At 50.9% G+C, this 26,725-nt stretch carries 22 protein-coding genes; 13 read left to right on the top strand and 9 right to left on the bottom strand.

What is annotated here, in order from left to right; genetic code table 11:
• Positions 1-2: 2 nt before the first annotated feature.
• Both tamB and tamA read right to left on the bottom strand, forming a co-directional pair.
• Complete coding sequence (gene tamB, locus QUE34_RS25525) at positions 3-3,782, bottom strand: autotransporter assembly complex protein TamB (protein ID WP_103253428.1); 3,780 nt, start codon at positions 3,780-3,782, stop codon at positions 3-5.
• The gene (gene tamA, locus QUE34_RS25520; RefSeq protein ID WP_001269316.1) at positions 3,779-5,512 is read right to left on the bottom strand and encodes an autotransporter assembly complex protein TamA; all 1,734 of its coding nucleotides are present in this window, start codon (positions 5,510-5,512) and stop codon (positions 3,779-3,781) included. Before tamA ends, tamB begins: the two co-directional genes overlap by 4 nt.
• Before the next feature lie 205 nt (positions 5,513-5,717).
• On the opposite strand from tamA, the gene msrA reads away from it, so the two are divergent.
• Together msrA and paeA are read left to right on the top strand one after the other, a co-directional pair.
• Positions 5,718-6,356: a peptide-methionine (S)-S-oxide reductase MsrA gene (msrA, locus tag QUE34_RS25515; RefSeq protein WP_001355104.1), complete on the top strand. Its 639-nt coding sequence runs from the start codon at positions 5,718-5,720 to the stop codon at positions 6,354-6,356.
• Between the two features lie 322 nt (positions 6,357-6,678).
• Positions 6,679-8,022, top strand: a complete 1,344-nt coding sequence (gene paeA, locus QUE34_RS25510; protein WP_000934983.1) for a polyamine export protein PaeA — start codon at positions 6,679-6,681, stop codon at positions 8,020-8,022.
• Positions 8,023-8,084: 62 nt separating this feature from the next.
• On the opposite strand, the gene QUE34_RS25505 is transcribed toward paeA, so the two are convergent.
• A complete protein-coding gene (locus QUE34_RS25505; protein ID WP_000689228.1) occupies positions 8,085-8,291 on the bottom strand; it encodes a DUF1107 domain-containing protein in 207 nt (68 codons plus the stop codon).
• A gap of 325 nt (positions 8,292-8,616) precedes the next feature.
• Here QUE34_RS25505 and QUE34_RS25500 point away from each other — a divergent pair, with 325 nt between their 5' ends.
• Positions 8,617-9,171 carry a YtfJ family protein gene (locus QUE34_RS25500; protein ID WP_000175278.1) on the top strand — a complete coding sequence of 185 codons (555 nt, stop codon included), beginning with the start codon at positions 8,617-8,619 and terminating at the stop codon, positions 9,169-9,171.
• A gap of 100 nt (positions 9,172-9,271) precedes the next feature.
• On the opposite strand, the gene QUE34_RS25495 is transcribed toward QUE34_RS25500, so the two are convergent.
• Positions 9,272-10,195 (bottom strand): hypothetical protein, encoded by a 924-nt coding sequence (locus QUE34_RS25495; protein WP_103253426.1) that lies wholly within the window; start codon positions 10,193-10,195, stop codon positions 9,272-9,274.
• A gap of 212 nt (positions 10,196-10,407) precedes the next feature.
• Complete coding sequence (gene cysQ / locus QUE34_RS25490; RefSeq protein WP_000886904.1) at positions 10,408-11,148, bottom strand: 3'(2'),5'-bisphosphate nucleotidase CysQ; 741 nt, start codon at positions 11,146-11,148, stop codon at positions 10,408-10,410.
• A gap of 189 nt (positions 11,149-11,337) precedes the next feature.
• On the opposite strand from cysQ, the gene cpdB reads away from it, so the two are divergent.
• Positions 11,338-13,281, top strand: a complete 1,944-nt coding sequence (gene cpdB, locus QUE34_RS25485) for a 2',3'-cyclic-nucleotide 2'-phosphodiesterase (RefSeq protein ID WP_286338893.1) — start codon at positions 11,338-11,340, stop codon at positions 13,279-13,281.
• A 124-nt stretch (positions 13,282-13,405) separates the two neighbouring features.
• Here cpdB and QUE34_RS25480 read toward each other — a convergent pair whose 3' ends face one another.
• Entirely contained in the window at positions 13,406-13,786 is a 381-nt protein-coding gene (locus tag QUE34_RS25480; protein WP_000075980.1) for a winged helix-turn-helix transcriptional regulator, read from the bottom strand.
• 87 nt (positions 13,787-13,873) lie between these two features.
• Between QUE34_RS25480 and qorB the strand changes: the two genes are divergently transcribed.
• From qorB to ytfE, 3 genes are all read left to right on the top strand, one after another.
• Positions 13,874-14,734, top strand: a complete 861-nt coding sequence (qorB, locus tag QUE34_RS25475) for an NAD(P)H:quinone oxidoreductase (protein WP_103253424.1) — start codon at positions 13,874-13,876, stop codon at positions 14,732-14,734.
• Between the two features lie 108 nt (positions 14,735-14,842).
• Positions 14,843-15,808 carry a DMT family transporter gene (locus tag QUE34_RS25470; protein ID WP_103253423.1) on the top strand — a complete coding sequence of 322 codons (966 nt, stop codon included), beginning with the start codon at positions 14,843-14,845 and terminating at the stop codon, positions 15,806-15,808.
• 107 nt (positions 15,809-15,915) lie between these two features.
• A complete protein-coding gene (gene ytfE / locus QUE34_RS25465; protein ID WP_000331449.1) occupies positions 15,916-16,578 on the top strand; it encodes an iron-sulfur cluster repair protein YtfE in 663 nt (220 codons plus the stop codon).
• A 44-nt stretch (positions 16,579-16,622) separates the two neighbouring features.
• Here ytfE and cycA read toward each other — a convergent pair whose 3' ends face one another.
• Complete coding sequence (cycA, locus tag QUE34_RS25460; protein WP_103253422.1) at positions 16,623-18,035, bottom strand: D-serine/D-alanine/glycine transporter; 1,413 nt, start codon at positions 18,033-18,035, stop codon at positions 16,623-16,625.
• A gap of 308 nt (positions 18,036-18,343) precedes the next feature.
• Positions 18,344-18,964, bottom strand: coding sequence for a BamJ family beta-barrel-assembly machinery protein (gene bamJ, locus QUE34_RS25455; protein ID WP_088541516.1), 621 nt, complete (start codon positions 18,962-18,964; stop codon positions 18,344-18,346).
• A gap of 217 nt (positions 18,965-19,181) precedes the next feature.
• Here bamJ and ytfB point away from each other — a divergent pair, with 217 nt between their 5' ends.
• Entirely contained in the window at positions 19,182-19,820 is a 639-nt protein-coding gene (gene ytfB / locus QUE34_RS25450; RefSeq protein WP_001119472.1) for a cell division protein YtfB, read from the top strand.
• Here ytfB and QUE34_RS25445 read toward each other — a convergent pair.
• A complete protein-coding gene (locus QUE34_RS25445) occupies positions 19,804-20,451 on the bottom strand; it encodes a TetR/AcrR family transcriptional regulator (protein WP_001355101.1) in 648 nt (215 codons plus the stop codon). The genes ytfB and QUE34_RS25445 overlap by 17 nt on opposite strands.
• Positions 20,452-20,662: 211 nt before the next feature.
• Between QUE34_RS25445 and QUE34_RS25440 the strand changes: the two genes are divergently transcribed.
• The 5 genes from QUE34_RS25440 to QUE34_RS25420 are packed head-to-tail and all read left to right on the top strand — an operon-like array spanning position 20,663 to position 26,712.
• A complete protein-coding gene (locus tag QUE34_RS25440; protein WP_000843394.1) occupies positions 20,663-21,454 on the top strand; it encodes a 3-ketoacyl-ACP reductase in 792 nt (263 codons plus the stop codon).
• A 9-nt stretch (positions 21,455-21,463) separates the two neighbouring features.
• Positions 21,464-22,306 (top strand): sugar phosphate isomerase/epimerase family protein, encoded by an 843-nt coding sequence (locus tag QUE34_RS25435; RefSeq protein WP_001205238.1) that lies wholly within the window; start codon positions 21,464-21,466, stop codon positions 22,304-22,306.
• Between the two features lie 9 nt (positions 22,307-22,315).
• Entirely contained in the window at positions 22,316-23,092 is a 777-nt protein-coding gene (locus QUE34_RS25430) for an enoyl-CoA hydratase/isomerase family protein (RefSeq protein ID WP_001283556.1), read from the top strand.
• 9 nt (positions 23,093-23,101) lie between these two features.
• Positions 23,102-24,643, top strand: a complete 1,542-nt coding sequence (locus tag QUE34_RS25425) for an acyl CoA:acetate/3-ketoacid CoA transferase (protein WP_103253421.1) — start codon at positions 23,102-23,104, stop codon at positions 24,641-24,643.
• Positions 24,640-26,712 (top strand): FAD-dependent oxidoreductase, encoded by a 2,073-nt coding sequence (locus QUE34_RS25420; RefSeq protein WP_103253420.1) that lies wholly within the window; start codon positions 24,640-24,642, stop codon positions 26,710-26,712. The genes QUE34_RS25425 and QUE34_RS25420 overlap by 4 nt, the downstream gene beginning before the upstream one ends.
• The last annotated feature ends 13 nt before the right edge of the window (positions 26,713-26,725 follow it).

The following is a 26,725-nucleotide window of genomic DNA, read 5'->3' as shown; positions in this document are numbered from 1 at the left end:
TGCTAAAACTCGAACTGATAGAGCAAATCCAGTGCCTGGTCTACACCAGACACGGCTTCCAGATATAGCTTAGGCATCAGGCGATAACGTAACGTGAGTGTTGCTATTGAGTCAAATATACCCACGCCGTATTTCACTTGCAGACCTGGCAATACATAGCCGCTGACCACCACCTGGGAGGAGTCGCCTACTCCCTCTGTGTCGAGCGCTAAATTGCTTACGCCAAACGTCTCGCCGATTTTACCCACAATCTGACCACTTTGTGCAACCCCCAGACCAATCAGCATTGAGGTCATCGCCGCACTGTCACTCTGATCGCTCTCCAACCCTTGTCCACGTAACAGGTAGGAAAGCGCGGCCTGTTGCGACATCGCCGGGTCAGAGAAGATCTCCGCTTTCGGTTCGTCCGCCAGACCAGTGACGCGAACTCCGGCGATTACGTCGTCTTCTGTAGCATCCGGGTTACGAATAGCTTCGATATTAAGATACGGTTGATCCGGCGGACCAGAGAACAGTAGCTCACCCTTACGCACAATCAGATCCTGACCATAGGCATGGAAGCGACCTTCAGGGATGTTGATCTGCCCGTTCAGGCCCAGTCCTTGTTTGTCCTGTACGACGTTGAGATCGCCCGTCAGCCGCGCTTTCAGGCCGAAGGCGTCAATGCGCACATTGTTGCCAACGTGGACAATCAGGTTGCTGTTAATCGGAATCGACGCCGTTTTCGGCTCTTCCGGTTGCAGGTTATCGTTAAGCATCACCACATCGCTGGAAACGCCCACCGCGCTTTCCGGCAGCTCATGCACCACAATGCGCGCCCAAGGGACATCCACGCGACCATCGAGGGTAAACAGGTTTGGTGTAGCCTCGAATACAACATCTGGGGATACATCCATTCGTACCATCGGCGGCACGGTGATCCGTACCTTACTGCCTTTCGCGGTTACCCTCGCCCGCCAGTTTTCAATCTGGCTCCAGTCGGCGTCACCACTCAGGTAGATTTCTCCCTGTTGGGTCCGCACAGTACCGGCAAGCGTCGAGCGCATACCGTTAAAATTAACCGCAAGCTGGCTCGGCTGCATATCAAACGGCATAAAGTTGCCGTCGATATCCACACCCGTAACCTGGAGCTGACCAAACAACTGCGGGCTTTGTACATCACCCCCCAGACGCAAGTTGGCACTCACCATCCCCGCTGCTTTTTCCCCACGGGTAAAGATGGGGTTTATCATCGCAAGGTTGAAGTTACGGATATTGACGTTACCACCAAGATTACGGCGGCCTTGTGGATCGGTCACCTGCACCTGCCCATCAAACTGGCCGTTATTGGTCAGGCGGATGGTCCAGCCCAGTTCAGCACGGTTGTTACGCAGTTCCGCCGTCAGATTCAGCGTCTGAAACGCCACGGGCAGCGCCGCATCGTTGACGGTTTGCGTTACCTGCACGTTACGCCCCGAAAGGGTGATACTCCCCTGTGGCAGCCCTTCTTTAGTGGTGTCCCATGCGACATCCGCTTTACCCGTGAAGATACCGCTGGCCTGTGTGGTTTCTGGCATAAACGGTTTCAGCATGGCGAGGTCGAAGCGATTGAGATTTACCACCGCACGCCCTTCAGCCCCGGCATCAATGGTTTGCGGCACGCACAGTTCCGCATTCGGGTTAAGCCAGCAGTGTGGCCCGATGCTGATTTTTTGCTCCTTGTTGCGATAATCCAGCGCAATATCGCGGGTCAGCGACCACGGGCCGACTGGCGTCTGGAAGCGGGTATTGCTAAGTGTTCCCTTCCAGCGTTCTTCTTTGCGATCAAAACTGCCTGCCAGATTAAGCTGCCCGGAAACCGGTTCGCCCTGAATCCGCAACTGTAACTCGTGCTGCTTTTCGCTGCCTTTGGCATTCAGGGTGACGAGGTTGATATTCACATCCGGCTGCGAGATTTGCTCAACGCGCACGTCGAGTTTACCCGCAATCTGGTCGGTGGATTTGATATCACCTTCTACGCGAACCTGCGCCACGGAAAGTTCCTGCCAGCGCAGACCGCGCGCGGTGATATCGGCCAGCAGCTGCGGTGCTTCCACCGTGCCGCGTACTTTCACCAACCCTTTCGCTGTACCACCCAGTCCTGGTAGCGCATTATCCAGCCCCGGCGCGTTGATGGTGGCATCAAGATTGAGATCTTTTACCCCCAGTTCACCTTTCACTTCGGCACTGTTTGGCCCCAGTTCCAGATGCAACCCAGGGATGGTCCACTGCATGTAACTGTTGCCTTTTAGTGTACCGTCAACATTCACTTTGTTCTGTTTGACGTTACCGGTCAGCTTCAACTCCGGCACGTCCATCTGCCAGGTGCCGCCATACAGACTACCGCGCGTTTTAATCAAACCATTGAGTTTCGACGGCCACTCCGGGAACTCTTTCGCGGTGTTAATGCCATTAAGCGTTAACTCACCGCGCCAGCTAATTGCCTGCTGCCAGTCGAGCAACACCTTGAGTTCAGTTTTCCCTTCCAGCGCCGCGACGGTAAGTTTGTCGAGATTGACCTGCTGTTCATTACCTTTGGCATCAAGGGTAATGGTGGCTGGCGGGATCTCCTGTCCCTTCACTGCCGTGCGCATAGAGAGCGTGTAATCGGTCATTTTACCGGTGAGTTTCAGTTTCAGATCATCCGCCTGATATTGCTTCTCACCAGTGAACGGCCAGTAAAGCTGTTTGCTGTTCACTTCCACGTTGAGCGGCAATCCAGCTTCTGCCAGCCGCGTCTGGGCGCGCAGATCCATATCCACCGGGCCAGAAAGGTTAACGCCTATCTCCAGCTGTTCGCGCAGCGCACCACCCACTTTCAGCTTCACCTTTTCGCCTTTCAGCGGCTCCACGTTCAGTGTGCTGTTGAGGGTGATATCCACCGGCCAGTTGTCTGATAGCTGCGCCGTGCCGCTGGCGTTGACGATCCCTTGATTGGAATCGATATCCAGGGCGTCCAGTTTGGTATTACCGTCGATGCTGCTCACTTTCAGCAGCATGGTGCTCACGGTGATGTCCGTGTCGCCTGTCACGCGCAACTGCTCGCCCTTAAACTCTTCAATATTCAGGTTGAGCGGCAAATGCACGTCGGTCATTTCCGGCAATACCGGGCGAGAAAAGAGATCTTTCAGCGTTTCGCCGAGCGGTTTTTCATCCGGCTGCGGATTTTCAATCTTCGGTTCGACCACCTCTTCCTGCGCCACTTCCGCCACTTTCGGCAAAGCAATCAACAGGCCTTTCAGCGACGTCGGTTTCAGGGTCAGGGTTTTCTCCTGCCAGTTCAGGCCGGAGGTGAAGTCCATCACCGATACCGTGGTGTCATCAATCTTGATGTTGACGTTATCCAGCGCCACCCGCGTCAGGGTGATGGGATACGGCGTGGAGAGATCCAGCGGCCCGCTATCTTCCTCTTCTTCAACCTGTTCAGAAGGGGGCATTTTTTTACTGTCGATGTTGACCTGAATGTCTTTCAGCGCCAGGTCATTAATACAAACGCTACTGTTCCACAGACAATCCAGCCCGACCGCCAGATGGAGATTGCCCGCTTTTACCGCCACGCCTGGCTGCTCATAACGAACGTCAGACAAGGTGAGATCGCGCCAGCCGCCGGTGACCTTGCCAATATCCAGCCCCGGCACCCAGCGATCCGCCGCTTTAAATACCAGATGCAGGCCGCTGGTGGTGCCCACCAGAAACGCCACCGCTCCCAGCAACAGTAAGATAACGATAACCACGCCGAGGCTGATTTTTTTCCATAAACTCATAATTCTGGCCCCAGACCGATGTAAAACTGTAACCCGTGCTCGTCTTTATCTGCGACCGGTACGGCAAAATCGAGTTTGATTGGCCCGACCGGCGATTCCCAGCGCACGCCAACCCCAGTACCGGTTTTAAAGTCGCTACGGCGAATATCGCTTACCGCTTCGCCACTATCGACAAACACCGCGCCCCACCATTTTCCGGTCACGTTGTACTGGTACTCCAGCGATCCGGTTATCAACTTCGATGCCCCTTTCAGGTCACCGTTGGCGTATTTCGGGGCGATAGATTTGTATTTGTAGCCACGAATACTGCGGTCGCCCCCGGCGAAGAAACGCAGATCCGGCGGTACTTTGTCGAAATCACCCGTTTCAATCCAGCCCAGCGTGCCGCGTGTCACAAAACGATGGCGATCGTACAGTGTGCGGATCCAGACGTTCTGCGCCTGGAAAACGGAGAAATCGACATCCGAGCCCCAGGCCGTGTTGGAGTAGTCGATAGAGTAACGTTGCGAGTCGCCCCAGGTTGGCATCAGGCCACCGCGAGAACGCGTGCGGCTAATCATCACCCCCGGATAAAACAGCATCGTGGTGTTGGTAATTTCACCCTGGGTAAAGTGGTCGAGACTCCAGCGCAGGTTAATGGCACGCTGCCAGCCACTGGAGAGATCCCAGTAGCGAGAAGCCACCAGCGTCGTGGAGTCAGACTCGGTATCGTTCAGGTCAGTGCGCTTAAAACCGCCCTGCACCAAATAATATTGTTCCAGCGGGTTCTTCAGCAGCGGCATTTTATAGCTGAAGTCGAGGATCTGTTCCGGCGCGGAAATACTGGTACTGGTAGTCAGACTGTGACCGTAAGAGTTCATCCATGGTTTTTTCCACGTCGCTTTCACGCGCGGTCCCACGTCTGTAGAGTAACCGACCCCGGTTTCGATGGTGTTTTCTGTGCGCGGCGAAACCACGCCCGTCAACGGTAATACTTTCGTTTCGCGCGCTTTATCAAATTGTGGTGCCACCACCACCGAATTAAACCAGCCGGTGGCAGAGAGTCGGCGGTTTAGTTCCGCCAGATCTTTCGATTCGTACTCATCGCCCTCTTTAAACGGCACCAGATTTTGCAGGTATTCATCGCGGATTTGTGATCCTTCAAAGGTCACATGCCCAAAGCGGTAGCGTTCGCCACTGTTATAATCAATATCCCAGAAGGCTTTATGCAGGCCGAGCGCAATGCCCAGCTGCGCTTTGGTAAATTCGCTATCGAAATAACCTTTACGCAACGCAATGCTGGTTAAGGACTTTTTGAAATTTTCATAATCGCCCTGGTTCAGTACCGTACCAATCGCCGGGCGAGTATCGAGCAATTTCAAATAGTCTTTATCGGTCCGCGCGCCGCCGCGCAATACCACATCGGTGCCGCCAATTAACACCGGCACGCCTGGCGTGACTTTGGCGATCAATACCTGCCGCCCTTTCTTTGGCGGTGGACGGAGATCAAATTCAATGGTCGGCTGGTAATAACCCAGCGCTTTCAGACCTTCGCGGATGGCATCATCGACGCGTGCGCGAAAGCGACGGTCTGGCGTCACTTCATCACTTTCAATCGTAGAAAGCTGCGCGCGAACGTTCTTTTCCAGCTGTCCCGATAACCCCTCGACCTGTAGACGGACGTTCGCGGCGACGGCAGATCCGCTTAAGCAGAGTAAGCTTACACAGCATAACTGTCGGATATAGCGCACATTTTCTCCTGAATATCCTCTATTCCTGCCCCTGGAACGCCGTTAAACGGCTTAACAAAAATCCAGTAATATGGATTAAAAAGCAGACTAAACCCCAAATATTTCTTATGTTTTACTTTAGACCTATTCACGGTGGTTATTGTGTGCAAATACGTCTCTTGTTACAACCTTAACCCCAATGACCGATTTTCGGGAGAGCGACACCATGAGTTTATTTGATAAAAAGCATCTGGTTTCCCCCGCCGATGCCCTGCCTGGACGTAACACCCCGATGCCCGTAGCCACGCTGCATGCGGTCAATGGTCACTCAATGACCAATGTACCTGACGGAATGGAGATTGCCATTTTTGCGATGGGTTGTTTCTGGGGTGTGGAGCGTCTGTTCTGGCAGTTACCCGGCGTTTACAGCACCGCCGCAGGTTACACCGGCGGATATACGCCAAACCCCACTTATCGGGAAGTGTGCTCCGGTGATACTGGTCATGCCGAAGCGGTGCGCATTGTTTACGATCCTTCCGTCATCAGCTATGAGCAGTTGCTACAAGTATTTTGGGAGAATCACGATCCCGCCCAGGGAATGCGTCAGGGCAATGACCACGGCACGCAGTATCGTTCAGCGATTTATCCGCTGACCCCAGAACAGGATGCCGCCGCTCGTGCCAGTCTGGAGCGTTTTCAGGCGGCGATGCTTGCCGCCGATGACGATCGTCACATCACCACGGAAATCGCTAACGCCTCACCATTTTATTATGCCGAAGATGACCACCAGCAATATCTGCATAAAAACCCATATGGTTACTGTGGAATTGGCGGAATTGGCGTCTGTCTGCCGCCGGAAGCATAGCGTTACGGTTACAAATTCAGATTGTTGATAAAGTGAGCTTTGTATATGCCGGATGCGGCGTAAACGCCTTGCCAGGCCTACAAAACCCTCAAAATTCAATGTATTGCAGAGACTTCGTAGGCCTGAACAGCATAGCGCATCAGGCAGTTTTGCATTTATCAGTCGTCTGAATTTTAACCCTCTGGCGACTTTACAGTACCTTACGCTATACTAGCCACTGAAAATGCCGGTTCACTTTCTTCGAATCGGCTTTCAATGTGTATTTCACACAAATTAATCAACTTCCCCTTCCGAGGATCTGGCCTGAAAGGTCGGATAAGATATGTTAAACAGTATTTTTGTCATACTCTGCTTGATCGCTGTAAGTGCGTTCTTCTCGATGTCCGAGATCTCACTTGCCGCTTCACGCAAAATCAAACTAAAACTGCTGGCTGATGAAGGCAATATAAATGCCCAACGCGTTCTGAATATGCAAGAAAATCCTGGCATGTTCTTTACCGTGGTACAAATCGGTCTTAACGCAGTGGCGATTCTCGGCGGTATTGTCGGTGATGCGGCGTTTTCTCCAGCTTTTCACAGCCTGTTTTCCCGCTATATGTCGGCGGAACTCTCTGAGCAACTGAGCTTTATTCTCTCTTTCTCGTTAGTAACTGGCATGTTTATCCTGTTTGCGGATTTAACTCCGAAACGCATCGGTATGATTGCGCCAGAAGCGGTGGCTTTGCGTATCATCAACCCGATGCGCTTCTGCCTGTACGTTTGCACCCCGTTGGTGTGGTTCTTCAACGGCCTGGCGAATATGATCTTCCGTATCTTTAAACTGCCAATGGTACGTAAAGATGACATCACTTCTGATGACATCTATGCAGTTGTGGAAGCAGGTGCACTGGCGGGCGTGTTACGTAAACAGGAACACGAGCTGATAGAAAACGTCTTTGAGCTGGAATCCCGTACCGTTCCGTCGTCAATGACACCGCGTGAAAACGTGATTTGGTTTGATCTCCACGAAGATGAGCAAAGTCTGAAGAATAAGGTGGCGGAACATCCGCACTCGAAATTTCTCGTCTGTAATGAAGATATTGACCACATCATCGGCTATGTCGATTCTAAAGACCTGCTGAACCGCGTGCTGGCTAACCAAAGCCTGGCACTGAACAGCGGCGTACAAATTCGCAACACACTGATTGTGCCGGATACATTAACCCTTTCAGAGGCATTGGAAAGTTTTAAAACTGCGGGTGAAGACTTCGCGGTGATCATGAACGAGTACGCGCTGGTCGTGGGGATCATCACCCTCAACGACGTAATGACCACACTAATGGGCGATCTGGTCGGTCAGGGACTGGAAGAGCAGATTGTCGCCCGTGATGAGAACTCATGGTTGATTGATGGCGGCACCCCGATTGACGACGTAATGCGTGTGCTGGATATTGATGAGTTCCCGCAGTCAGGCAACTACGAAACCATCGGCGGCTTTATGATGTTTATGCTGCGTAAAATCCCGAAACGCACCGACTCGGTGAAATTCGCCGGCTACAAATTTGAAGTGGTGGATATCGATAACTACCGCATCGACCAGTTGCTGGTAACGCGGATCGACAGCAAGGCCACCGCCCTTTCGCCCAAACTGCCTGACGTTAAAGATAAAGAAGAAAACGTCGCGTAACCCCAAGAAACATCAACGGCTCCTGAATCAGGAGCCGTCTTATTTACTGCATAGCACTTTGGTTAAGCCATCTCTGTTTGCAGACGCATAACCTGACGGTTAACTTCGGACATCACTGACAAATGCAGCTTATCCTTCACTTTTGGGATAAGAATCTTACCCTTATCAAATTCAAAAGCGCCAACGTCCTTGATGTATAACCGTCCACGGAACAGGATCTTTACGTACTTCGCCACCTGCAGTGGGTTGTACCGTTGGAAAATTTTCATTGTTATCTCCTGCTGAGTATTACGCCTTTGCGGTGCCACAATCGGCCCAACTATTATGAGGCGCAAATTTTAATGCTTAGTGACTATAGACTATCCGGGTAATGTTTCCACCGCGTATAACTTTTTTTACCTAAAGGTTACAATTATTCAGAATTATCTTTTTACCGAAGCGCGGTCTTCAGTATAAGCATTCATTTTTCATATGATTTGTGCGCTTGACCGCAAACTGGCATCACACTTGCGGGAAATTCGATAAATAGCACATATGATTAAAAGTCAGACCCCAAGTGGTCGGATCACCTGCATATCATAAGAAGGATACACCATGACCCTACGTAAGATTCTGGCACTCACCTGCCTGCTGTTGCCGATGATGGCTTCCGCACATCAGTTTGAAACCGGTCAACGAGTGCCACCGATAGGCATTACCGATCGGGGCGAGTTAGTGCTTGATAAAGATCAGTTTAGCTACAAAACCTGGAACAGCGCGCAGTTAGTGGGAAAAGTGCGAGTACTGCAACATATTGCTGGTCGCACCTCTGCAAAAGAGAAAAACGCGACGCTGATTGAAGCGATTAAATCAGCAAAGTTACCGCACGATCGTTACCAGACCACCACCATTGTGAACACCGACGACGCGATTCCGGGTTCTGGCATGTTTGTGCGCAGCAGTCTGGAGAGTAATAAAAAGCTTTATCCCTGGTCGCAGTTTATTGTCGATAGCAATGGCATCGCGCGCGGTGCCTGGCAGCTAGATGAAGAAAGTTCCGCTGTAGCGGTGCTGGACAAAGACGGTCGAGTGCAATGGGCCAAAGACGGTGCGCTCACTCAGGAAGAGGTGCAGCAAGTGATGAACCTGCTGCAAAAGTTGCTCAAATAATGTTAATAACATAAATTCTGGAAAAATAAATTTCCCCTATCGATATATATGGGATAGGGGAATTAAGTCTCTGAGTTTTTACGCCGAACTCATACTAGTATCAATAACCCTTATTCGCGTTTAACGGTTTTACCTCTTTTTTAAACGCTTCAATGGTAGATTTATATTTCTCGGAAATCTTTTCTTCGGTATAATTACCGTTTGCGGCCAGATTTGCACTTATAATCGCTTCCACTTGCTCGGTTATTTCCACTTGTTGGTAACCTGCATTAACCAGAAAATTATAAATAAGAGAGTAATCTTCACCCTGCAAAAAAATATAAGAGCCAGTTCGAAATTCCTCATCCCCTCCATAGATTTTAAGAGCAAAGCCCAAAGATTCTATGACCATGGCATAATTTCCATTATTTATTTTCTCGCAAAAATACCATCCTTCACATTCTTTAATGCTACCTCCTGGCCCTTCAAGTTCAAATTTACCCCGTTTTAATTTGCTTACTACATTCTCAAAATAAGCAGAACCGTAAGACAAGCCACCCGCCGCCGTCCGAAAATAACCGTTAATCCTTTCAGGTATGTCAGACTGTTTTTTCTGCAAAATATCATAGGCATACAATCTTCTATTTTGTGCTAGTGGAAATTCACGGTTCTTAAAGTCTATAAATGAGTTATACTCATTTATTGTTATAGAGATTTCTTCGTATTCAAATCCATTGCCTCGCAATGTCATTGTATATTCGGCACCGTTATCTTTAAGGCGGAAGCTGATAAGAAAATTATCCATGGCGTGAACGGTTTCATCTTTTGATGAAAGCACCTGATAACTATTTTTATCGATCTGTGTTGCTCTAAGAAAGAACTCCCTTAAAATTAACAGACTATCATAATTCGAAATCCAATCCCTTTTCTTAAATGCATGCTGAATATTATTAAAGAAATTATTTGAATGTATTTTTGTATGCGATGACTTTACAAATAACTCCACTGCACCAAAAAAATTATTGTGTCTGATCTTGGGTAACATATGACAACCTTATTATATTTGGTTATTCTATGTCGCCATTAAATATCTTGTTAAAGAAGTAAACTATCAAAAAACGCTCATTATTAAAATATAACTTATTAGCGTTAGAATATTTACACTTTAAATACAATCCCTTTATATCTATAACTTTTTAGGTTGGAAACAAATCAGGATGGCAGAATCAGGAAATACACTGTTTCTGCCATCTGTATTTAATAAATAGAGACTCTGAACCCAGGATTCAGGAACGACTCGCGCGGGGTATAATCCAGCGGTTTACCCTGCCAGTCGTGAACGTGCGCTCCGGCCGCTGCCGCAACTGCGTGACCGGCAGCGGTATCCCAAATATTAGTTGGCCCGAAACGCGGATAGAGTTGAGCCTGCCCTTCCGCCACCAGGCAGAATTTCAGCGAAGAGCCGATAGACGTGGTTTGATGTTCGCCAAGCTGTTGCAGATACTCTTTCAGCTCCGCATCCGCATGGGAACGGCTGATCACCACCAGCGGCGGGCGCGCATCGCGGACCTGAATCTGCTTGCGTACACCGCACTCTTCTTTCCAGGCTTTGCCGTCTGCCGCGCTGTACATTACGTTCATTACCGGCGCATACACCACACCTAAAATCGGTTTGCCGTGGTCGATGAGCGCAATATTAACGGTGAATTCACCATTACGTTTAATAAACTCTTTAGTACCATCCAGCGGGTCTACCAGCCAGTAACGCTGCCAGTGTTGACGGACTTCCCAACCGGGAGGATCTTCTTCAGAAAGGACCGGAATATCCGGTGTCAGCGTACGTAAACCGTCCATGATAACGGTGTGTGCGGCAATATCCGCTGCCGTTACCGGAGAATTGTCCGCTTTGCTGACGACGTCCATCGGTTTCGTCCCGTCGTAGACCTGCATAATGGCATCGCCTGCATTCCGTGCAAGCTGGCATACTTGATCTAACATTTCTCCACCTCGTCTCTGTGAGCGGTGTTAACTTGTTGTTTTACTTATACCCTATCGTTAAAGAATGCGCCAACTGTGATAGTGTCATCATTTTCAAAGCGTTAAATTGTGGCATTCTTCACTGTTCTAAAAGTAAGAGGTTTATTCTCCCTTTTCTTTCGAATTCCCGATGATAAAAGGATGTCCCTGATGATTAAGTTTAGCGCAACGCTCCTGGCCACGCTGATTGCCGCGAGTGTGAATGCAGCGACGGTCGATCTGCGTATCATGGAAACCACTGATTTGCATAGCAACATGATGGATTTCGATTATTACAAAGACACCGCCACGGAAAAATTCGGACTGGTACGTACGGCAAGCCTGATTAACGATGCCCGCAATGAAGTGAAAAACAGCGTACTGGTCGATAATGGCGATTTGATTCAGGGGAGTCCGCTAGCGGATTACATGTCGGCGAAAGGATTAAAAGCCGGAGATATTCACCCTGTCTATAAGGCATTGAATACGCTGGACTATACCGTCGGCACACTCGGTAACCACGAGTTTAACTACGGTCTGGATTACCTGAAAAATGCACTGGCAGGAGCAAAATTCCCTTATGTAAACGCCAACGTCATTGACGCTAAAACCAAACAGCCCATGTTTACACCGTATTTGATTAAAGACACCGAAGTGATCGATAAAGACGGAAAAAAACAGACGCTGAAGATTGGCTATATTGGCGTCGTACCGCCGCAGATTATGGGATGGGATAAAGCTAATTTATCCGGGAAAGTGACGGTGAATGATATTACCGAAACCGTGCGCAAGTACGTGCCTGAAATGCGCGAGAAAGGTGCCGATCTCGTTGTCGTTTTGGCGCATTCTGGTCTGTCTGCCGATCCGTATAAAGTGATGGCGGAAAACTCAGTTTATTACCTCAGTGAAATTCCGGGCGTTAACGCCATTATGTTTGGCCATGCTCACGCCGTTTTCCCAAGTAAAGATTTTGCTGATATTGAAGGGGCTGATATCGCCAAAGGCACGCTGAACGGCGTTCCGGCGGTAATGCCGGGCATGTGGGGCGATCATCTCGGCGTGGTCGATCTGCAACTCAATAATGACAGCGGAAAATGGCAGGTGACGCAGGCGAAAGCGGAAGCACGCCCGATTTACGATATCGCCAATAAAAAATCTCTCGCGGCGGAAGACAGTAATCTGGTCGATACGCTTAAAGCCGATCACGAGGCCACACGCCAGTTTGTCAGCAAACCAATCGGTAAATCTGCCGACAATATGTATAGCTATCTGGCGCTGGTGCAGGACGATCCGACCGTGCAGGTGGTAAACAACGCACAAAAAGCGTATGTCGAACATTACATTCAGGGCGATCCGGATCTGGCAAAACTGCCGGTGCTTTCAGCTGCCGCACCGTTTAAAGTCGGTGGTCGCAAAAATGATCCGGCAAGCTATGTGGAAGTGGAAAAAGGCCAATTAACCTTCCGTAACGCCGCCGATCTTTACCTCTATCCCAATACGCTGATTGTGGTGAAAGCCAGCGGTAAAGAGGTGAAAGAGTGGCTGGAATGCTCCGCCGGACAGTTTAACCAGATTGATCCCAACAGCACGAAACCACAGTCACTCATCAACTGGGATGGTTTCCGCACCTATAACTTTGACGTCATTGATGGTGTGAATTATCAGATTGATGTTACTCAGCCCGCCCGCTATGACGGCGAGTGCCAGGTGGTTAATGCCAATGCGGAAAGGATTAAGAACCTGACCTTTAACGGCAAGCAGATTGATCCGAACGCGATGTTCCTCGTTGCCACCAATAACTATCGCGCTTACGGCGGCAAATTTGCAGGTACGGGCGATAGCCATATCGCTTTTGCTTCACCGGATGAGAACCGCTCGGTGCTGGCAGCGTGGATTGCAGATGAGTCGAAGCGTGCGGGGGAAATTCACCCGGCGGCAGATAACAACTGGCGTTTAGCACCGATTCCTGGCGATAAGAAACTGGATATCCGTTTCGAAACCTCTCCGTCAGACAAAGCCGCGGCGTTTATTAAAGAGAAAGGACAATATCCGATGAATAAAGTCGCGACCGATGATATCGGCTTTGCGATTTATCAGGTGGATTTGAGTAAGTAAAACACTTTTCCCGTCTATAAATATGAACCGCATCCGGCATTTATTGGCGGATGCGGTGCTGCTGCATCTTATCCGCCCTACAGGTCATGAACCGTAGGCCGAATAAGCGCAGCGCATCTGGCTGTTATGCCGCACGTTCATCCCGCACTGCCAACACCTCAGGCAAATTCAACTCAATCCAGTCCGCCAGTGCAGCAACCTTTTCGCTCACCTGCTCGCCCAGCGGCGTGAGGCTGTATTCCACATGCGGCGGCACCACCGGATAAGAGATACGGTTAAGAAACCCATCCTGCTCTAACGCCTGTAACGACTGCGCAAGCATCTTTTCACTCACCCCACCCATCTTGCGGCGCAGGTCGCTAAAACGGTGCGTACCTTCGCGAAGCGCGACCAGAATCAATACCCCCCAACGGCTGGTGACGTGTTTCAACACCTCGCGCGACGGGCACTGTTCGGCGAAGAGGTTACCCTCTTTCAGTTGTTGCGACAGGCTAGCCTGGCTCATTCATACTTACCTTTTTGTACGTACTTACTAAAAGTAAGTTTAGGTGGTAGCGTATTTAAACACAAGACAAACCGATGGAGGCTTCCCATGATCGCAATTACCGGCGCAACCGGCCAACTTGGTCACCATGTTATTAACTCCTTACTGAAAACCGTTCCTGCCAGCCAAATAGTGGCTATCGCACGTAACCCGGCAAAAGCGCAGGCATTGAGCGCGCAAGGCATTACTGTACGTCAGGCTGAATACGGCGATGAGGCCGCACTGACATCTGCGCTTCAGGGAGTGGAAAAACTGCTGCTGATCTCTTCCAGCGAAGTGGGGCAACGTGCCCCGCAGCATCGAAATGTTATTAATGCCGCTAAGGCGGCGGGCGTGAAATTTATCGCTTATACCAGCCTGCTACATGCTGATACCTCCCCGCTCGGCCTCGCCGATGAGCACATCGAGACGGAGAAAATGCTGGCTGTTTCTGGCATCGCTTACACCTTGCTGCGCAACGGCTGGTACACCGAAAACTATCTCGCCAGCGCCCCGGCAGCACTGGAGCACGGCGTATTTATCGGTGCCGCGGGCGATGGCAAAATTGCCTCAGCTACGCGAGCTGATTATGCGGTAGCTGCGGCGCGCGTAATTAGCGAAGCAGGTCACGAAGGCAAGGTTTATGAACTGGCAGGTGATAGCGCCTGGACACTGACACAGTTAGCGGCGGAACTCACCAAACAGAGCGGCAAACAGGTTACCTATCAAAACCTGAGCGAAGCTGATTTCGCCGCGGCGCTGAAAAGCGTCGGTCTGCCTGACGGGCTGGCGGATATGCTGGCGGATTCTGACGTTGGCGCATCGAAAGGCGGCCTGTTTGATGACAGCAAAACGCTTAGCAAATTGATTGGCCGCCCAACGACAACATTAGCCGAGAGCGTAAGCCATCTTTTTAATGTTAATAACTAGTTAATTAAAGTGGCATCCTCCCGTATCCTCTCTGATAATGACGGGATGCGGGGAACGACTACGGTTGTTCCCTGAATATTTCTTCTGACAGATCAATGGATGCCAGTAATGATTAGCGGCGTGCTGTACGCCCTGTTAGCAGGGTTGATGTGGGGGCTTATATTTGTCGGGCCGTTGATCGTGCCGGAATACCCGGCGATGTTGCAGTCGATGGGGCGTTATCTGGCGTTAGGGTTAATTGCGCTGCCCATTGCCTGGCTGGGACGCGTGCGTCTGCGTCAGTTGGCGCGTCGCGACTGGCTTACCGCCTTGATGCTCACTATGATGGGCAACCTTATCTATTACTTCTGTCTTGCCAGTGCCATTCAACGTACTGGCGCGCCTGTTTCCACGATGATTATTGGCACCCTGCCGGTGGTGATTCCCGTTTTTGCCAATCTGCTTTATAGCCAGCGTGACGGTAAACTCGCGTGGGGGAAACTCGCCCCGGCGCTGGTTTGTATTGGCATCGGCCTTGCATGTGTAAATATTGCTGAGTTAGACCACGGACTCCCCGATTTTGACTGGGCACGTTATACCTCTGGCATCGTGTTGGCGTTAGTTTCCGTGGTCTGCTGGGCGTGGTATGCCTTGCGCAACGCCCGTTGGCTGCGGGAAAACCCAGACAAACATCCGATGATGTGGGCAACGGCGCAGGCGCTGGTCACGCTGCCGGTTTCTCTCATCGGCTATCTCGTCGCCTGTTACTGGCTGAATACGCAAACGCCGGGCTTCTCCCTACCTTTTGGCCCCCGTCCGCTGGTGTTTATTAGTCTGATGATTGCGATAGCCGTGCTTTGCTCATGGGTTGGCGCACTCTGCTGGAACGTCGCCAGCCAGCGATTACCGACGGTTATCCTCGGACCGTTGATTGTTTTCGAAACGCTGGCAGGTTTGCTGTACACCTTTTTACTCCGCCAGCAAATGCCGCCGCTAATGACGCTGAGCGGTATCGCGCTGTTAGTGATTGGCGTGGTCATTGCGGTCAGAGCCAAACCGGAAAAGCCTTTAACTGAACCTGTCTCAGAAAGTTGACACGCTGGCAGTGAGTTAAATAAGCCTCTGCTACGTAAGGGTTATAGCATTTGCCTTAAAGATGCATTTAAAATACATCTTATATTATTAAGAATGAGGTATCAGCTATGGCTTATCGCGACCAACCTTTAGGTGAACTGGCGCTCTCTATTCCTCGCGCTTCGGCTCTGTTTCGTAAATATGATATGGATTACTGCTGCGGCGGTAAGCAAACGCTGGCGCGTGCGGCGGCACGTAAAGAACTGGATGTTGACGTCATTGAAGCCGAACTGGCAAAGCTTGCTGAACAACCGATTGAGAAAGACTGGCGTAGCGCCCCACTGGCGGAAATCATCGACCATATCATCGTGCGCTACCACGATCGTCACCGCGAGCAGTTGCCGGAGCTGATCCTGCAAGCTACCAAAGTCGAGCGCGTTCACGCCGACAAACCGAGCGTGCCAAAAGGGCTGACAAAATACCTGACCATGCTGCATGAAGAGCTTTCCAGCCACATGATGAAAGAAGAGCAGATCCTCTTCCCGATGATCAAACAAGGCATGGGTAGCCAGGCGATGGGGCCAATTAGCGTAATGGAAAGCGAGCACGATGAAGCGGGCGAACTGCTGGAAGTGATTAAACACACCACCAATAACGTCACACCGCCGCCGGAAGCCTGCACCACCTGGAAAGCGATGTATAACGGTATTAATGAATTGATTGATGACCTGATGGATCACATCAGCCTGGAAAACAATGTACTGTTCCCACGCGCGCTGGCGGGTGAGTGATCTAAAAGCTGGATGGCATTGCGCCATCCAGCATGATAAAGCCGTTACTTCCGCAGTTCAGCAGTCCGCTTCTTACCAATAAACAACCAGCCCAACCCCAGCGCGATAAACCACAGCGGGGTAACCAGCAGCGCCTGGCGAGTGTCATCTTCCAGTGTCAGCAACACGACCACGAACACAAAGAACGCCATACATACCCAGCACATCAGCTTGCCGAGCGGCATCTTGTAGATCGACTTCTCATGCAGATGAGGTCGCTGTTTGCGATACACCAGGTATGAGCAAAGGATAATCGTCCAGACGAACATAAACAGAATCGCGGAAACAGTCGTGATCATCGTGAACGCGCCAATTACACTTGGATTCACATACAACATCACCACGCCGCCGAGCAGACAGATACAAGAGAAGGTCAGCCCTTTCGCGGGCACGGCGCGCTTAGAAAGTTTAGCGAACGCTTTCGGCGCAACACCTTCCTGGGCCAGACCAAACAGCATACGGCTGGTAGAGAAGACGCCGCTGTTAGCGGAAGACGCCGCAGAGGTCAGCACCACAAAGTTGATTACGCTGGCAGCCGCAGGCAAACCCACCAATACAAAAAGTTCAACGAACGGGCTTTTCTCCGGGACTACTGAACTCCACGGCGTCACGGACATAATCACAATCAGCGCGAAGACGTAGAACATAATGATACGGATCGGAATGGAGTTAATCGCGCGTGGCAGTGATTTCTCCGGATCTTTGGTTTCCGCAGCGGTTGTACCGACCAGCTCAATCCCCACGAAAGCGAATACCGCTATCTGGAATCCGGCAAAGAAGCCACTTAAACCTTTCGGGAACCAGCCGCCGTCATTCCACAAATGCGCAAACGACGCTTCCACACCGGTCGGTGACTGGAAGTGCATCATGACCATGATCAAACCGACAACAATCAGTGACACGATGGCGACAATTTTGATCATCGCAAACCAGAACTCCATCTCACCGAACATTTTCACGGTAGCGAGGTTGAGCGTCAGCAGCAGCACTATCACCGCCAGCGAGGCGACCCAGTCGGAGAGATCGGGGAACCAGAACTGAGCATAGGCCGTGATGGCCACCACGTCCGCCATACCGGTAACCACCCAACAGAACCAGTAGGTCCAGCCAGTAAAATACCCTGCCCACGGCCCCAGTAGATCGGAAGCGAAGTCACTAAAAGATTTGTATTCCAGATTCGAAAGCAGCAATTCCCCCATTGCCCGCATCACGAAAAAGAGCATAAAACCGATGATCATATAAACGAAGATGATCGACGGTCCGGCAAGACTGATTGTTTTACCGGAACCCATAAACAGCCCTGTACCAATGGCCCCACCAATGGCAATAAGCTGGATATGTCGGTTTGTGAGATTGCGCCGTAGCGACTGTTCAGCCGGAGCCTGTTCTTCGGCAACGACTTTTACCTGATCTACCATGTTTTTTTCTTCCTGTACCTGTCTGTGTTGTTCAGGCTCTGCGGCCTTTAGTCAGTCTATGATACGACGAATCTGTATCGGGACTCATCGATATTAGGTAACAATACGCGGGATGAATACTAAGATTTAGATCTAATGTTAATTTTATGTTTAAAGTGAGTGTCATATCACGGTGATAACGCGAAACAGCTCACAAAAATACACGCTTACGTGGTCTTTGCAACACAAAATAGCGCCATTTGGCAAACTGAAGGGTTTATTGCTGAATGCCTGCTCCCCTCTGGCTCGAGGGGAACAGAATGCGCTGCTTAGAGGATTTCCAGCAGTTCGACTTCAAACACCAGGGTGCTGAACGGAGGGATGGACGCGCCTGCGCCACGCTCGCCATATGCCAGTTCCTGCGGGATAGTCAGTTCCCATTTAGAACCTACCGGCATCAGAGTCAGTGCTTCAATCCAGCCAGGGATCACGCCGTTAACCGGGAATTCAGCTGGCTCGCCGCGAGCGACGGAGCTGTCAAACACGGTGCCGTCGATCAGTTTTCCGGTGTAATGAACACGAACGCGGTCGGTACGTGCCGGAATTGCGCCTGCACCCTGGTTGATCACGCGGAATTGCAGGCCAGATTCGGTGCTATTCACACCTTCTTTTTTGGCGTTTTCTTCCAGGTATTTCACACCTTCAGCAGCCATCGCCTGGAAACGCTGACGACGAACGGCATCGGCGCGTTCGTGGATTTCACGCAGCGCGCGGTGCACCACATCAACCGGAACAGCCGGATGTTTGCCTTCCAGCGCATCGGCAATGCCTGCAACCAGTGCTTCTGGCAGCAGCCCTTCCAGGCCTGATTCACTCAGTTGTTGCCCTACCTGCAAACCAATGCCGTAGCTTGCTTGCGCTTCGATGGTGTCAAAAGTTGGGGTGGTCATCGTATTTCCTTTCTTAGGGTATAAAGTAGCGGGCAGCATATCAGCCACACTTCTTTGGGTAAAACTTTGTCGCGGGAATGATGACAAATCCCGGGGAAAAAGAAACAATAGCAATATCCCGTATGAATATAATAAAGGCGGGTTTACCACGGACATCATAGCGTTAGCTTATTCATAGGCTATGATTGAGGAACAAGACGCGGAGCAGGAGGAAACCATGCCCGGGCGCTTTGAACTAAAACCAACCCTGGAGAAAGTCTGGCACGCGCCGGACAATTTTCGCTTCATGGACCCGCTACCGCCGATGCATCGTCGGGGGATCATTATTGCCGCTATTGTATTGGTGGTCGGATTTCTACTCCCGTCTGATGATACGCCAAACGCGCCGGTGGTGACGCGTGAAGCACAGTTAGATATTCAGTCGCAATCACAACCGCCGACAGAAGAACAGCTGCGGGCGCAATTAGTCACACCACAAAATGATCCTGATCAGGTGGCTCCGGTCGCTCCAGAACCGATACAGGAAGGCCAACCGGAAGAGCAGCCGCAAACCTCGCAAGTGCAACCTTTCCAGCCAGATAGCGGAATTGACAATCAATGGCGCTCTTATCGTGTCGAACCCGGTAAAACAATGGCGCAGCTGTTCCGCGACCACGGACTGCCCGCTACCGATGTCTATGCAATGGCGCAGGTAGAAGGCGCAGATAAGCCACTGAGTAATTTGCAAAATGGGCAGATGGTGAAAATCCGCCAGAACGCCAGCGGCGTGGTGACGGGCTTAACCATTGATACGGGAAATAATCAACAGGTCCTGTTTACCCGCCAGCCGGATGGCAGTTTTATTCGCGCGCGGTAGATGAAGGGTCAACCAGAAGCCAGCTAAGGATCGTCTCTTTGATGACCTTACGCCTGGCTTCCAGTGCCTGCGGTGAAACCATACTGATGTGATAAACCAGGCCAAGCGTATGTTGGTTGATCAAATAATATCCTCCAAGAGCAGCAATATTAATATTCACCTGCAACGGGTCGATATCTGGCTTAAAAATATTGCGCCGTTTGCCTTCAGCTAATAATGACTCCATTAACTGTAAGTGTGCGTGGTTAATTTCTAAAAGGCGCTGTGATTTTGCATAATGCACCCCTTTACTCTGGTTTTCACTATGCACAATTTTTAAAAACCAGGGGTTAGCAATGTAATAATCCCAGGTGAAATCGATAATTTTCTCAATGGCTTTTTGTGGCGGAAGACCTGAGAAATCAAGGGATTTTTCTTTTTGCCGAATATCATTCCAGGTATATTCCAGCACTTCGATAAATAAATTTTCTTTATTACCAAAGTGATGATAAACCGTCTGTTTACTGCACTCCGCGGCCTTGACGATATTATCGACTCTGGCCCCTTCGTAACCATATTCGGCAAATTCATTAACCGCACATAACAACAGCTTTTCCTTCAGGCTTTGTACGTTGCTGGTATCAAGATACATTCCGCTTCCCCACGTCTTCTTCGTGATGACTATCTTAACCCGATTTGTTAGAAGCTCCACTAAAATGGCTAAAAACTCGCAATTTCATCGGGTTATCAAATGCTCTGTGATCATTATCGCATATCAACCAACTAGATGGTTGATCTTTCTTGCCACACATTGCAAGCTAATCGTCACTTAAGGAAATAATATTCAAAAAGAGGGTTATTGTATGAAGTCAACACGTCCTGTTGCTGTCATCACTGGAGCCGCACGTGGTATTGGAAAGGGCTGTGCACTGGAACTTGCGCGTGGCGGATTTAATCTGCTGATTAATGATCGTCCGGATGCCGACAGCGTAGAAAAATTACATGCCACACAACAAGAATGTCTGGCGGAAGGCGTGGAAGTGATTTGCTTCCCTGCTGATGTTGGCGATCTCTCCCTTCATGAAGAGATGCTCGACGCGGCGCAAAACCAGTGGGGACGTCTGGACTGTCTACTCAACAACGCAGGCATTTCAGTGAAAAAACGCGGTGACCTCCTCGACCTCGAACCAGACAGCTTCGACCAAAACATTGCCATTAACACCCGTGCGCCGTTCTTCCTTGCTCAGGCATTCAGTAAGCGATTACTGGCACAGCCGAAACCGGAAGCAGAACTGCCGCACCGCTCGATTATTTTTGTCAGTTCCATAAACGCCATCATGCTGGCGATGAATCGCGGCGAATATACCATTGCCAAAACTGCCGTCTCCGCCGCAGCTCGCCTGTTTGCCGCTCGCCTTTGCAATGAACAAATTGGCGTTTATGAAGTGCGCCCTGGCCTAATCAAAACCGATATGACCATTCCGGCAACGGCTTATTACGACGAACTGATTGCTAAGGGGTTAGTGCCGTGGGGACGTTGGGGTTATCCGGCTGATATTGCCTCAACGGTCCGCGCGATGGCGGAAGGCAAACTGATTTACACCTGTGGTCAGGCGGTCGCCATCGACGGCGGCTTAAGTATGCCGCGCTTCTGAGGCTGAATCATGAGAGATCTGTTACAACGCCCGGATTTATTCAGTATCAATACTGCGACACTGGGCTATAAAACACCGCTACCTGCCATTATTGATGCCTGCGCCGCACGCGGTATTGGCGCGATTGCCCCCTGGCGCAGGGAGTTACAGGGTGAAGATCTCCAACAAATCGCCCGCCAGCTTGCTGCCAGTAACATGAGCGTTTCCGGTTTGTGCCGTAGCACCTATTACACCGCGCCGACGCTGACGGAACGCAAACTGGCGATTGATGATAACCGCCGGGCGCTGGACGACGCCGCTGTACTAAACGCCGCCTGTTATATGCAGGTGGTTGGCGGTCTGCCAATGGGAACAAAAGATCTGTACGAAGCGCGGGAACAAGTGAAACAAGGGATTCGCCAGTTGCTGCCACATTCGAAAGATGTCGGCGTGCCAATTGCGCTGGAGCCGCTGCACCCGATGACAGCTGCCGATCGCTCTTGCCTGTGCACGTTACGTCAGGCGCTGGACTGGTGTGATGAACTCGATCCCGATGGGGAGTTTGGCCTCGGCGTGGCGGTAGATGTCTACCACGTTTGGTGGGATCCGGATCTCGCCAGTCAGATCCTGCGTGCCGGAAAACGCATCCTCGCGTTTCATGTTTCCGACTGGCTGGTGCCAACCACCGATTTAGTCAATGACCGGGGAATGCCGGGAGATGGCGTAATCAATATTCCGTCTATTCGTCGCCAGGTAGAAAATGCCGGATTTAACGGTGCTGTGGAACTGGAAATTTTCTCACCGTACTGGTGGCAGCAAGATATTAACAGCACGTTGGATATTAGCGTCGATCGCATCGCGCATTATTGCTAAGGAATGATCATGAGTGACCAACCCGTTCTGTTCAGCAGAGCGGCGGCTTCCTGCCGCCTGACATTGAACCGTGAAGATAAATGTCATGCTATTAATGAAGAAATGATCGAATCTCTCGACCATTATTTAAATGAAATTGAAAACGACACCACATTACGATTAGTCGAATTAACGGCAACCGGCGATAAATTCTTTTGTGCGGGCGGCGATATTAAATCGTGGTCGGCCTATTCGCCATTAGATATGGGCAGAAAATGGATTAAACGCGGCAATGACGTTTTTAATCGCCTGCGCAACTTACCCCAATTAACGGTTGCGAATCTCAACGGTCATACCATCGGCGGCGGTATTGAACTTGCCTTGTGCTGCGATATTCGTATTGCCCGCCCCAGTGCGAAATTCTCTAATCCGGAAGTAATGCTCGGCATGGTGCCTGGCTGGATGGGCATTGAACGCGTGCTTAATCAGGTCGGTCCGGTGGTCGGTCGCCAGATGCTGATGCTGGGTAAACGCCTGACGGCGCAGGAAGCTCAGGCGGCGAATTTAATTGATGAAGTGGTAGAAAAAGAACAGGTGGAAAGCTGGATGGCGAATCAGTTAGCGCAGCTGGAAAAATGCGGTCCGGTGGCGCTCGCACATATCAAGCAACTGATTCTGGCTCTAGAAAATAAACATGCTGATTACCCGCACCAGTTACTGGCTGGATTAATGTCCGCCACTCAGGATTGCCAGCAGGCGACGCGCGCATTTGCCGAAAAAAGTAGCGTGAGCTTCCAAAATCAATAAGGAAATTGTATGCGTAAGATAACAACCGCCGAGACACTGGCGGCGCAAATTCAGGACGGCGCAACCATTGCCATTAGCGGTAATGGCGGCGGCATGGTGGAAGCGGACCATATTCTGGCTGCTATTGAAGCGCGTTTCCTGCAAACCGGACACCCGCGCGATCTGACATTAATCCACTCACTGGGCATTGGCGATCGCGACTGCAAAGGCACTAACCGCTTCGCTCATGCAGAGATGCTCAAACGCATCATTGCCGGACATTTTACCTGGTCGCCCAAGATGCAGGATCTGGTGAAAAACAATGCTATTGAAGCCTACTGCTTCCCTGGTGGCGTAATTCAGGCACTGCTGCGGGAGATCGGTGCCGGACGTCCAGGGCTTTTTACCCACGTTGGGCTGGGATCGTTTGTTGATCCGCGCAACGGCGGCGGTAAGTCGAACGCTAGCAGCACTGAGGATCTGGTAGAACTGATTGAAATCGACGGTGAAACCAAACTTCGTTATCGCCCCTTCAAAGTGGACTACGCGATTTTGCGTGGCACTTATGCCGATCCGCGTGGCAACGTCAGCCTCGAAGAAGAGGCGATTGATATGGATAGCTATTCCATGGCGCTGGCAGCACACAACAGCGGCGGCAAAGTGTTCGTACAGGTGCGCGATGTGCTGGAAGCTGGTGCCATTGAACCACGCCGGGTCAAATTACCGGGCATTCTGGTTGATGGCATCGTTGAACACCGCGAACAACCGCAAACCTATCTTGGCGGTTACGACCTGACCATCAGCGGTCAGCATCGCCGTCTAAGTTCTAACGACGCAATTGAACTGGTTAGTCATCCGGTGCGCCGCCTGATTGCCCGTCGGGCAGCACGCGAACTGGTGGCTGGCGCTTCAACCAACTTTGGCTTTGGCATTCCCGGCGGCATTCCTGGGGTTGCACTGCGCGAAGGCGTGCCTTATCAAAGTTTATGGCTGAGCGTAGAACAGGGTGTACATAACGGCATGATGCTGGATGATGCTCTGTTCGGCTGCGCCCGCAACGCCGATGCCATTATTCCATCACTCGATCAATTCGAATTCTACAGTGGCGGAGGGATCGATATCACCTTCCTCGGCATGGGAGAGATGGATCAGTACGGTAACGTCAACGTCTCCCATCTCAATGGCAATCTCATTGGCCCCGGCGGATTTCTCGAAATTGCGCAAAACGCCCGTAAAGTGGTGTTCTGCGGCACGTTCGACGCCAAAGGTAGCACGATTGATGTAACACCAGATGGCTTGCATATCGCCCAGTCAGGTCAAATCCCTAAACTGGTTACCCAGGTGGAAAAAATCACTTTTAGCGCCGCCTACGCACAGCAAAGCGGTCAGGAAGTGTTGTATATCACTGAACGTGCAGTATTCCAGTTAACAGCAGAAGGCGTTGAATTAATTGAAATCGCACCAGGTGTGGAGATTGAGCGCGACATTCTGCCGCATATGGCCTTCCGTCCAATTATCAATCAGCCACGCCTGATGGAAAGTAGCCTGTTTACGCCGATGGAGGATGCATGAGTCAGCTTGATGACACCCTCCTTGATGCGCTGACGCACGTCACTTTCCCGAAGGGTTTTGCACAGGCAGAACCCGCATGGGTTGTCACGGTAGACGGTGTTGATTACCCACTCTGGCAAACAGATGCCCTGGTAGTCGGCAGTGGTGCAGCCGGGCTGCGTGCAGCTGTGGAACTTAAGCGCCGCCAGCAAAATGTGCTGATCGCCACCGCCGGGTTATATATGGGGACATCGGCATGTTCTGGTTCCGATAAACAGACGCTGTTTACCGCCGCTACCGCGGGCAACGGCGATAACTTCGCCAAACTGGCAGAGGCACTGGCGAGCGGCGGCGCAATGGATCACGATACCGCTTATGTTGAAGCGGTTGGTTCCCTGCACACTCTTGGCGGGTTGCAATATCTTGGTCTGGAATTACCGGAAGATCGCTATGGCGCAATTCTTCGTTATCAAACCGACCATGACGAAGCCGGGCGAGCAACCTCGTGTGGGCCGCGGACCTCAAGGTTAATGGTGAAAGTACTGCTGGAAGAAGTACAGCGTCTCGCCATTCCAGTGTTGACCAGTGCAACAGTAATTAAACTGCTGCATCAGCGTGACGAAAACGGTGAAGACCGCGTGGCGGGGGCAATCCTCGCGACCGGTCATCGTGCCCATAACCCATGGGGGCTGGCAATTGTGACTGCGCCCAATGTGGTACTGGCAACAGGAGGGCCTGGCGAGCTTTATCGTGACAGTGTGTACCCACACAAATGTTTCGGCTCGCTGGGGCTGGCGCTGGAAGAAGGTCTGACGTTAACGAATCTGACCGAAAGCCAGTTTGGTATAGGCACGCCGCGCAGCACCTTTCCGTGGAATTTATCCGGGACTTATGTACAGGTGATCCCATACATCTATTCGGTGGATGCCGGGGGCAACGAGTATAACTTCCTCGCAGATTACTATCGCACCACCCAGGAGCTGGCTTCAAACATCTTCCGTAAAGGCTATCAGTGGCCGTTTCACGCCACACGAGTGATGGATTTTGGCTCCAGCTTGTTAGATATGGCAGTAGCGCAAGAGCAGCAATCAGGACGTCAGGTATTTATGGATTTCAATCGCAATCCTGAACCTGTGCCGGGTGACCTGCCGTTCTCATTAGATCGACTGGACGACGACGTTCGCGCGTATCTGGAAAATAACGACGCTCTGGCACCATCGCCCATCGAACGACTGCAACGAATGAATCCGCTGTCTATCTCGCTGTATAAGATGCACGGTTACGATCTCACCACGCAGCCATTGCAGTTTGCCATGAATAATCAGCATATGAATGGCGGCATTGAAGTGGATATCTGGGGGCAAACCTCCCTGTCCGGCTGTTTCGCCGTGGGGGAAGTTGCTGGCACACACGGCGTCACTCGCCCTGGTGGTGCGGCATTGAATGCCGGGCAGGTTTTTGCTGTTCGTCTGGCACGTTTTATTGGTTGCACGCAAAAACGTAATATTGATGGAGATATAGCACAGCTGGTAGCTCCGGCACTGGCTTCTATAAGAGAGATCATTACTCAGGCGCACGATAACGGGACCGGGATGCCGTTGTCGGTTGTGAGGGAAAAAATTCAGGCACGAATGTCTGACCATGCGGGATTTATTTGTCATGCCGATAAAGTCCGACGCGCCACTCGTGATGCCCTGCTATTGAACGAATTTGTGCAACGGCATGGATTGGCAATCAAACATGTGGGTGAAGTTGCCGAGCTGTTTATGTGGCGGCATATGGCGCTGACTTCTGCCGCGGTATTAACACAATTAACGCATTATATTGATGCTGGTGGTGGTAGCCGTGGGGCGCGTATGGTTATTGATCCACAAGGCAAATGCCTACCACAAACTCGTCGCGGCGCAAAAGAAGAATGGCGTTTTCGCTCTGAACTCGCTGAAGACAAAAATCACAAATTAACAATTCAATATTCGCAAGGTTCTTTTATTACCGAAGTAAAGTCTTTACGTATGCAACCGTGTATTAACGGTATTTACTTTGAAAAAAACTGGCCAGACTTTTTAAAGGGAGACATTTACACACAGTAATTTTCAATATTTA

It is taken from the genome of Escherichia sp. KS167_9B (genome assembly GCF_030295215.1).
Taxonomy (GTDB): Bacteria; Pseudomonadota; Gammaproteobacteria; order Enterobacterales; family Enterobacteriaceae; genus Escherichia; species Escherichia coli_F.
This window is presented reverse-complemented; position numbering and strand designations above follow the sequence as displayed.

What these genes read in the sequence shown, in the direction of transcription:
- tamB (WP_103253428.1), bottom strand. Translation starts at nt 3,782, where the DNA reads ATGAGTTTATGGAAAAAAATCAGCCTCGGCGTGGTTATCGTTATCTTA.
- msrA (WP_001355104.1), top strand. Translation starts at nt 5,718, where the DNA reads ATGAGTTTATTTGATAAAAAGCATCTGGTTTCCCCCGCCGATGCCCTG.
- paeA (WP_000934983.1), top strand. Translation starts at nt 6,679, where the DNA reads ATGTTAAACAGTATTTTTGTCATACTCTGCTTGATCGCTGTAAGTGCG.
- QUE34_RS25505 (WP_000689228.1), bottom strand. Translation starts at nt 8,291, where the DNA reads ATGAAAATTTTCCAACGGTACAACCCACTGCAGGTGGCGAAGTACGTA.
- QUE34_RS25500 (WP_000175278.1), top strand. Translation starts at nt 8,617, where the DNA reads ATGACCCTACGTAAGATTCTGGCACTCACCTGCCTGCTGTTGCCGATG.
- QUE34_RS25495 (WP_103253426.1), bottom strand. Translation starts at nt 10,195, where the DNA reads ATGTTACCCAAGATCAGACACAATAATTTTTTTGGTGCAGTGGAGTTA.
- cysQ (WP_000886904.1), bottom strand. Translation starts at nt 11,148, where the DNA reads ATGTTAGATCAAGTATGCCAGCTTGCACGGAATGCAGGCGATGCCATT.
- cpdB (WP_286338893.1), top strand. Translation starts at nt 11,338, where the DNA reads ATGATTAAGTTTAGCGCAACGCTCCTGGCCACGCTGATTGCCGCGAGT.
- QUE34_RS25480 (WP_000075980.1), bottom strand. Translation starts at nt 13,786, where the DNA reads ATGAGCCAGGCTAGCCTGTCGCAACAACTGAAAGAGGGTAACCTCTTC.
- qorB (WP_103253424.1), top strand. Translation starts at nt 13,874, where the DNA reads ATGATCGCAATTACCGGCGCAACCGGCCAACTTGGTCACCATGTTATT.
- QUE34_RS25470 (WP_103253423.1), top strand. Translation starts at nt 14,843, where the DNA reads ATGATTAGCGGCGTGCTGTACGCCCTGTTAGCAGGGTTGATGTGGGGG.
- ytfE (WP_000331449.1), top strand. Translation starts at nt 15,916, where the DNA reads ATGGCTTATCGCGACCAACCTTTAGGTGAACTGGCGCTCTCTATTCCT.
- cycA (WP_103253422.1), bottom strand. Translation starts at nt 18,035, where the DNA reads ATGGTAGATCAGGTAAAAGTCGTTGCCGAAGAACAGGCTCCGGCTGAA.
- bamJ (WP_088541516.1), bottom strand. Translation starts at nt 18,964, where the DNA reads ATGACCACCCCAACTTTTGACACCATCGAAGCGCAAGCAAGCTACGGC.
- ytfB (WP_001119472.1), top strand. Translation starts at nt 19,182, where the DNA reads ATGCCCGGGCGCTTTGAACTAAAACCAACCCTGGAGAAAGTCTGGCAC.
- QUE34_RS25445 (WP_001355101.1), bottom strand. Translation starts at nt 20,451, where the DNA reads ATGTATCTTGATACCAGCAACGTACAAAGCCTGAAGGAAAAGCTGTTG.
- QUE34_RS25440 (WP_000843394.1), top strand. Translation starts at nt 20,663, where the DNA reads ATGAAGTCAACACGTCCTGTTGCTGTCATCACTGGAGCCGCACGTGGT.
- QUE34_RS25435 (WP_001205238.1), top strand. Translation starts at nt 21,464, where the DNA reads ATGAGAGATCTGTTACAACGCCCGGATTTATTCAGTATCAATACTGCG.
- QUE34_RS25430 (WP_001283556.1), top strand. Translation starts at nt 22,316, where the DNA reads ATGAGTGACCAACCCGTTCTGTTCAGCAGAGCGGCGGCTTCCTGCCGC.
- QUE34_RS25425 (WP_103253421.1), top strand. Translation starts at nt 23,102, where the DNA reads ATGCGTAAGATAACAACCGCCGAGACACTGGCGGCGCAAATTCAGGAC.
- QUE34_RS25420 (WP_103253420.1), top strand. Translation starts at nt 24,640, where the DNA reads ATGAGTCAGCTTGATGACACCCTCCTTGATGCGCTGACGCACGTCACT.